At 50.5% G+C, this 7,461-nt stretch carries 4 protein-coding genes; 3 read left to right on the top strand and 1 reads right to left on the bottom strand.

Features of this window, described 5'->3' with window-relative positions; translation table 11 throughout:
* Nucleotides 1–283: 283 nt before the first annotated feature.
* The 3 genes from H6F76_RS22205 to H6F76_RS22195 all read left to right on the top strand — a co-directional run bounded on the left by H6F76_RS22205 (nt 284) and on the right by H6F76_RS22195 (nt 2,906).
* The gene (locus tag H6F76_RS22205) at nt 284–2,140 is read left to right on the top strand and encodes a WD40 repeat domain-containing protein (protein ID WP_190511579.1); all 1,857 of its coding nucleotides are present in this window, start codon (nt 284–286) and stop codon (nt 2,138–2,140) included.
* 99 nt (nt 2,141–2,239) lie between these two features.
* Complete coding sequence (locus H6F76_RS31600; protein ID WP_199322289.1) at nt 2,240–2,449, top strand: hypothetical protein; 210 nt, start codon at nt 2,240–2,242, stop codon at nt 2,447–2,449.
* A gap of 313 nt (nt 2,450–2,762) precedes the next feature.
* Nucleotides 2,763–2,906, top strand: a complete 144-nt coding sequence (locus tag H6F76_RS22195) for a hypothetical protein (RefSeq protein WP_190511577.1) — start codon at nt 2,763–2,765, stop codon at nt 2,904–2,906.
* Between the two features lie 207 nt (nt 2,907–3,113).
* Here the strand turns inward: H6F76_RS22195 and H6F76_RS22190 are convergent, their stop codons facing one another.
* Nucleotides 3,114–7,274, bottom strand: coding sequence for a DUF4157 domain-containing protein (locus H6F76_RS22190; RefSeq protein ID WP_190511575.1), 4,161 nt, complete (start codon nt 7,272–7,274; stop codon nt 3,114–3,116).
* Between the last annotated feature and the right edge of the window lie 187 nt (nt 7,275–7,461).

Raw genomic sequence — 7,461 nt, 5'->3', positions numbered from 1 at the left:
AAGTTGAAGGAGTTCCTTAGAGAGGCTGAAGCTCGTACCGCTGCAACCTTACATCAAGCCATTGCACAAGGCTTAGGGCAGATTACCTTAGACGATGTACGCAGTTGGTTTACCCATGCCTGCTACTGTACTTGATTAACCTGCTCACCGCTATATCAGAAGCTAGAACACTAGACTGGAGCTGCTCTCACTCGTTGCGCAACTCATTTGCAAATTGCGCTATATTTTCTGCTCATTCACAGCAGCAGACAAACAGGCTCGACAGCGTATTCAGGTTGGGTCTGTGATTTTAGGAAGCGCGATCGTGCTCTTAGCGCTGACTGGCTGGGCTGCTTACCAGTATGCTAGAGATGCCGCAGCACAAAAGCAAGCAGCGATAGCGCAGAAGCTTCAGGCAGAAATCAATGACATTAAAGCTAATATAGCGCTCTCAAATGCTAGCTTCGCCTCTCGTCAACGTTTTGAAGCGTTACTCATCAGTATCCGTACGGCTCGACAAGTGCAGCAGATGCCCCAACTGGATGTTGAGACACGCCTGCAAGCTCAAGCGGCGCTCCAACAAGCTGTTTACAACGTCCGCGAACGCAATCGCCTTCAAAGTCATACAGCCAGAGTGATGGCAGTCAGCAGAAGCCGTGACGGTCTGATTGCCTCAGCCAGTGCCGATAACACTATCAAACTGTGGCGACTGGATGGCAGCTTAGTCAACACGCTCAAGGGGCATAAGGACACCGTTTTGAGCGTGAGCTTCAGCCCTGATGGAAAGACGATCGCCTCCACAGGGCTTGATCAAACCATCAAACTATGGCGTTTGGATGGCACCGTGTTGCAAAGCTGGCAAGGGAGCGATCGCAGAATCCAAAGCATTCAGTTTAGTCCCGATGGTAAAGTCCTGGCTTCAGCAGGCGATGATCGTCTCGTGAAGCTTTGGACTCGTGACGGCAAGCGGTTAACGACGCTGTCAGAGCATCAAAAGGCTGTGTTAGCGCTCAGTTTTAGCCCTGATGGACAAACCATTGCCTCGGCGGGCGAGGATACTAGCATTCGCCTATGGAACCGCGACGGTCAGTTGCTGAACATACTTAACGGTCACACAGATTCGGTTTGGACCCTCAGCTTTAGCCCCAATGGTCAATTCCTTGTCTCCGGTAGCACAGACAAAACTGTTCGGCTTTGGGATCGCAACGGTCAGGCGTTGCAAACATTAGCGGGTCTGGATGGGCACCGCAAGCCTGTAAAAGCAGTCCATTTCAGCCCCGATGGCAGAATGCTGGTCTCGGCGGGTGACGACTACCTGCTTAAACTTTGGCTTGTGGCACCGCTAACCTCGAAGGCGACACTATTGACTACGTTTGCAGGTCACAGTAACACGATTACCGATTTGGAGTTCAGCTCCGATAGTCAAACCATCATTTCTGCTAGCTGGGACAAAACAATCCGGCTCTGGAGTATGCAAGGAGTGTTGCAAAATGTGCTGACAGGTCACACGGATCCGGTTTGGGCGGTCAAATTTAGCCCAAATGGCAACACGATCGCCTCTGCTAGCGAAGATCACACCGTCAAGCTTTGGGGTGCTGATGGCACACTCAAACGCACGCTACCAGAACAGACCAAAAGTATATTGGATGTCAGTTTCAGTCCAGATAGTAAAACGTTGGCATCAGCGGGTGAAGACGGCACTGTTCGGCTGTGGAGTTTGGATGGCAAGGAACTGCGGCAGTTTAAGGACGAAACAATTTTTCTAACGGTTAGCTTTAGTCCTGATGGTAAAACTCTGGCGACCGGGAATGCTCTGGATGGCAACATCAAGCTTTGGCATTTAGATGGAAAGCCGCCCCAAACGCTTCAAGGTCATCGAAAGCGGGTTTGGGGAATCGCGTTTAGCCCTGATGGCAAAACCATTGCATCTGGTAGCTCTGACGGCACGATTAAACTGTGGAGCCAGGATGGACAGGCGATTCGCACCTTCGACGCGCAGCAATCGGAGGTGCTCGGCATCAGCTTTAGCCCTATTGGTGCAGCCTCCTCAGACGGGTTCGGACAGACGCTCCTTTCGGGTGGTGAAGATGGCACAGTCAAACGTTGGCAATTAGATGGCACTCTCATCAAAACATTTGCAGGACACCAACAAGCTGTTTGACGGGTCAGGTTTAGCCCAGACAGCACCAAAATTGCCTCCTCTAGTGAAGACAGAACGATTCGGCTTTGGAGCCTGGATGGTACGCTGCTTAAAACTCTTATGGGACATACCGATCTGGTTCGCGATGTGAGCTTCAGCTCGGATAGAAAAACCCTCGCGTCTGCTAGTGCCGATACAACAGTAAGACTCTGGAATACTGAAACATTGACTTTCAATGAACTCTTAGCGCGTGGCTGTAGCTGGGTACAGGATTATTTGAGGACTAATCCTGAGGGTAGTGAGAGCGATCATCATCTCTGTTCAAAGTAGGCATTGAGTTTAACGTGAGTTCGGGATAAGCTGAAACCCCTATTCCATCGTTGCCGATGTCAAGTTTTCGCCAACGTGTTTGCGGCGTTTCAGCCGATCAGCACTGCATCAGCGTTCTTAACCCGAACTGACGTTACTGGACACACCATGTGAATCGCTTTGGTATGTATGATCTCAATCTCGATCGCTGTCCGCCAACGATTTATTTTGAAGCGCCGATCCTTCCAACGGCGACAAGTTAAGTCGTCTCAAACCCTGAATTCCCGCTCCCATGAGGACTTCAGAGCAAAGGGCTCATTTTTAACACGAATCGTTGCCATACCCCACAGAAGTCCGTTATCGTCGCCGTTGTGGGACGACTTGGGTGGGCTACATCGCACACCTGAGCGAAACCTGCAACGACGACGATCGCCCCCTCTCCCCTTCTAGCCGCGATCGCGCAACGCCACGATTTTGAGGCGATCGCGTCTGCTGAATTGGGTTGACCAAAAGGGTTGCGGCTTTTAGATCGTCAATTGCGATCGCAACTCCACATCAAGCAGGACGATCGCCCCTTCCCTCTCAAAGACAATCACGCCAGTAAATTTTGCTTTGGGGTGGGGCAGTTATGGTTGACGAAAGGGATAGGTTAGCTGACGTTAAGCTATCCTACGATTTGCACTAACTAAGTTTCGATGGTAATCATCAGATCAATTTCTCGCTGACGCTGTGCCTCTAACATATCTAAGTATTCAGCAGCAGCCTTAACAGTTCTGCCTCGTGGTATGTCTAGACGAACGCCTTGGAGTTTATCAATAATACGAGTAATTTTTGCGATAATCTTGGGTCGCTCTTTTCTAATTACGTTAGCTGGTTCTCCTTTGAGTGATCGAAGCTCATCTTGAGCCGTCTTTAAATCTCGCATCAAAGCGGAAATTTTTTGACCAAGCTCTTGATTTTCCGTAGCGTCTCCTACCCATACATTTTTAGGGTCGTTGAATTTCTCACGTAGATACTCTTTACTGGCGGCGAGAATAGCTTCATTGTTACTCCCATTTGGTTTAGCACCAAGATTCACCAATGCCTTTTTAGCTTCGTTAAATGATTTTCCATCTACCCGCGCTTTGAGATCTTTAACAATTACTTCAAAAGAGACAATATGCCGTCGGTTGACATCAGCTGTTTTTTTCATGCGGATTTTTCCACCTCTGATATAAAAATATTTGTCAGCCTCCTTTCGTGCTGCCAACTCTTCATTGGTGCTGCTTCGCCATCGGGGTCGCCATCCATCTAGTTCACTCAGATTCGCTTTACCGATTGTTGACTTAGGTTCACCTTTCTTACGTTTTCTTGGACTTGCTACATAGTCGTAGTCCCAGGACTCACCGCCATCACAGATAGTGAGCGACTTAAAAACTGGGTGATTTCTCTTGACCGTAGCTGCTACTTTCTCGGCATCTTCTTGGGAAAGCTTTCCATCGTTGAGATATTTTTTTTCTTCCTGCTCAATTGATGCTAGTCCCGTATTGACGTTTTTCTCGTGCTCTGGATCCGTAGCTTCTGATGTTGTGCTTTTATCCTTCTCTTTACCAAAACCCAACAGTTTTCCAGCGGCTTTAACCAGGTTATACGCCTTATTAATCAGCCAGTCGATCGCCTTGCTAACGGGTGCCTGAACTTTCTCAATGATTTCTCGAACCTTCTTGCTTATGCCAGTTACATTCAGCAGGGCAGCCAGGAAGCTGATCACAACGGGAACGGCTTTAGAGAGGGCATTTTCTACAGCACTGGCGGCAACGCCGATCGCGCCATCGGCGATCGCTCCAACTGAGTCAAGCACCGCATTGACCAGGGCCATAATCTGACTCCTGCGTTCGACAAAGAACATGATGATGTCATAGATTGCCTTGCAGGCTTTGATGAAGGCTCCAGCAGGATTGAGTAAACCAATAATCCAGGTGATTCCAGCCTTAATAATGCTGTCGGTGACAAAGGATTGGATGCCTTCAATTACCACATCCTTGAGGTGACTGACTTGCTCCTTGATATAGTCCCATACCCCTACGATGCCCTGGGTAATCAGGATCTTGAAAATATCGGCAGTGGTTTCCATTGCCGTGACCACTTTTTCACCCAAAATTTTCACTGCACGGGCACGAATAAACGCCCAAGTTGCCCCCAGCACTTGCATAACAAGACCGAGGATGCTTTTCAGGTCAAAGCTTTCTGGAAGCTGAATCCCGGATTCGGCGATCGCGCCGAATAACCAGCCCATCAATCCTTTTTGCAGATGTGAGGCAATATTCCCCACAAAGTTCATAAAGCCCCGTTTCACGCCAGACACCAGGTTGCTCAGAAAGTCGATCGGGTCTTTGATGATTTTGCCAATGACCGAGGCGGCTTTTGCCAGCACATTCAGGAGCATATTTTTCAGCCCTAAAATGGTTTTGATCACTCCGGCAACGGCATCAATGGCTTTATCGACCAAGCCGCGATTTTCGGCTTTCATCTCGTCGATGCGACTGTCGATCGCCTGCAAGTTTTCGTTATATTTTTGGGCTAAAGAATCAATCAGTCGATTTTGCTTATCGTCAACACTTTGCTCTAACTGATCAAACTGCCCTTGAATCGTTTGGGCATCCTCCTGCAACGCCTTCCGTAAAGAGGGTTCCTGTTCCGATAGCTTCTTCTCAATTGCGTTTTTGCCCTTGGTAATTTCAGCTTTCGCCTCATTCAGCCCCTTTTCGACCAAAATAGAAACCCGCTCGAGCACCGCATCCATCTGAGCAATGTAAAGCTTTCTACCCTCTTGATAAAAAACATTCACCTCACTCGGCAAACCCGCGAGTTTATCCTTTAACCACAGAACGCTCCCGCCCAGCCTGTCATAGCGATCATTCTTATAGGCCTTCATCCGCCGGGTAACATAATCCTCAAAACTTTGCTGGGCGGCCGTAGCCCCGGAATCAAAGGCTTGGTTGACCTCGGTGTCTAAGCGGGCAAGGCGGTCTTCAGCCGCTTTCTTGGTTTGAGCATAAATCGTCTGAAGTTCATTCGCGACGTCCTTGCGCTTCTGCTCATCCTGGGTTTTGGCTTGCTGTTGGGCAGTGGTGGTTTTAGTTTGCGCTTGCCCACGCACGGCGTGCATCCCCGTCAGTTGCGTCTTTGCCATCATGACTGCCTGCGCTTGTGCTTGCGCTAATACCGCCTGTTCACCCTGGCGATAGGCTTGAGGAGCAGTGACAGCATCTTTTTGCGCCTGTTGTTTGGCAGTTGCTGCTGTCTTAAAATCCGGCTCGTTCGATTTTTTCAGTTGGCTTTCTGTCACCTCGGCTTGAGCCATTTGTTGGTCAAGAGACTGGCTCCCAGCTTGAAGTGACACCTCGGCGGCAGTTTTGGGCTTGGGCACAGCTTGGGCAGCATTCACCGCTCCAGGAGGGGCACCCACCGGATTGGGCGGCAAGGGAGTCACGGCTTTGGACGTAATTCCACTGGGGTCGGGAGTGCCTTTGACCTTAGCCTCGATCGCCCCTCCCGACTGTTGCTTGCTGCTAGTCACCTGTCCGGTTAGCTCACCTTTGACAGCCCCAACTTTACCGCTTTCCTTGAAATTGTCGGCTTCCTCAAGCGTTTTGGGGGCAGCGGCGGCAATCTTAGCCACGAGGGCAGCTTTGAAGGTCTTTCGGTCAAAGGCCTTGGGTTGCTGCTGATCCATCTGCTGCACCTGTTTACCCGCGGCTTTGCTACCCACATCGTTTGCGGGGGGAGACGCCGCCGCCTGGGCTTCGGTGGCCTTACTTTTGGCCGAGGGATGCTGCTTTTGTCGTTTAGCAGTGGCTTTTGCTTTTTTGACCACTGCCTGAAATGCCGGGTCTTGAGCAGGCGATGTAGGAGCTTTGCCACCCCCTACTTTCCGCTGAATTGGGGGAGAGAACTTGGAGGAAAGGTCGATCGCGCTATTTTTCTGCACTCGCAAGGGAGAGGACGTGTGCTCACCTTCGGACTGCGGTTGAATAATTTCGCGTTTCGCTGCCAGGGGCGTAGTTGGGTTCTGCTGCACGGTATGGGTTAGTTCGTGTGCCAGCAGCGATCGTCCCTGGAAAGTGTCGGGTTGATAGCAACCCGCGCCAAAAAAGACATCCTGACGTAGCGTAAAAGCCTGGGCGTTGAGTTGGCGAGCCGCATCATTGGCTTGGGAGCCGGTGTGGACGCGGACTCCGCTGAAGTCATAGCCAAAGCGGGGTTCAAAAAAGTCGCGAGTAGAAGCGGGTAGCGGTTGCCCACCACCACGCATCGACTGAATTTGGGTTTCCAGATTGGATGACACGTCAGGCGTTGCATGAGTAGCCTTTGCCTGGATCGGCTCTTTCTCCTCTTCCTGTCGTTGCAACATTTGAATCGGTTCTTTCTCCTCTTCCTGTCGTTGCAGCATCTGCACAGGCTCTTTCTCTTCCTCTTCCTGTCGCTGCAATAACTGGACAGGTTCCTTTTCTTCTTCAGCCTGTCGCTGCATGAGTGGGGTGATACGTCCGATCGGTGCCGCCTGAATCGCTGCTTCCTCAAACGGTTGGCGCTGCACGATCGGATCAGGCATCCGCATCACAGTCTCAGCCGTACGATCGGCTTCTTGCTCATAGCGATCGTTGGGCTGGCTGACGCTGAGTTTCGCCTGAATGAGATTGGTTTGAATGAGGTGGGTAACAGCACGATTGCCGAGTTGTCGTTGCAGTTGAAGGAGTGGATGAGCAGCACCTTGGAAAAGAATCGGCGGTTTAGAGGCTGGCATAGCACTCCGTTGCCGACTGCTTTCGAGGATGTTCGTTTGATCCGATCGCTGATCTCCCATAAGACCGTCCTGCTCATACGAGGATGTTCAAACTTTAACGTGCCAGCCGACGGAAAGATGCATTGCGAAACCATTTGTCAAATCCATTGTTTGGGCAGTATGCTCAAACAATCGATCGATCTGTGACATAACAATCACCATTGACGGAGCATTCGCCTGACTCTTGCCGTTGATAGATGATTGATGG

This window comes from Leptolyngbya sp. FACHB-321, from assembly GCF_014695975.1.
GTDB lineage: Bacteria > Cyanobacteriota > Cyanobacteriia > Leptolyngbyales > Leptolyngbyaceae > Stenomitos.
Note: the sequence above shows the minus strand (reverse complement) of the source record. Positions and strands in the feature narration are given on the sequence as shown.

Coding starts and splice junctions, on each gene's coding strand:
- H6F76_RS31600 (WP_199322289.1), top strand. CDS start 2,240: ATGGGACATACCGATCTGGTTCGCGATGTGAGCTTCAGCTCGGATAGA.
- H6F76_RS22190 (WP_190511575.1), bottom strand. CDS start 7,274: ATGGGAGATCAGCGATCGGATCAAACGAACATCCTCGAAAGCAGTCGG.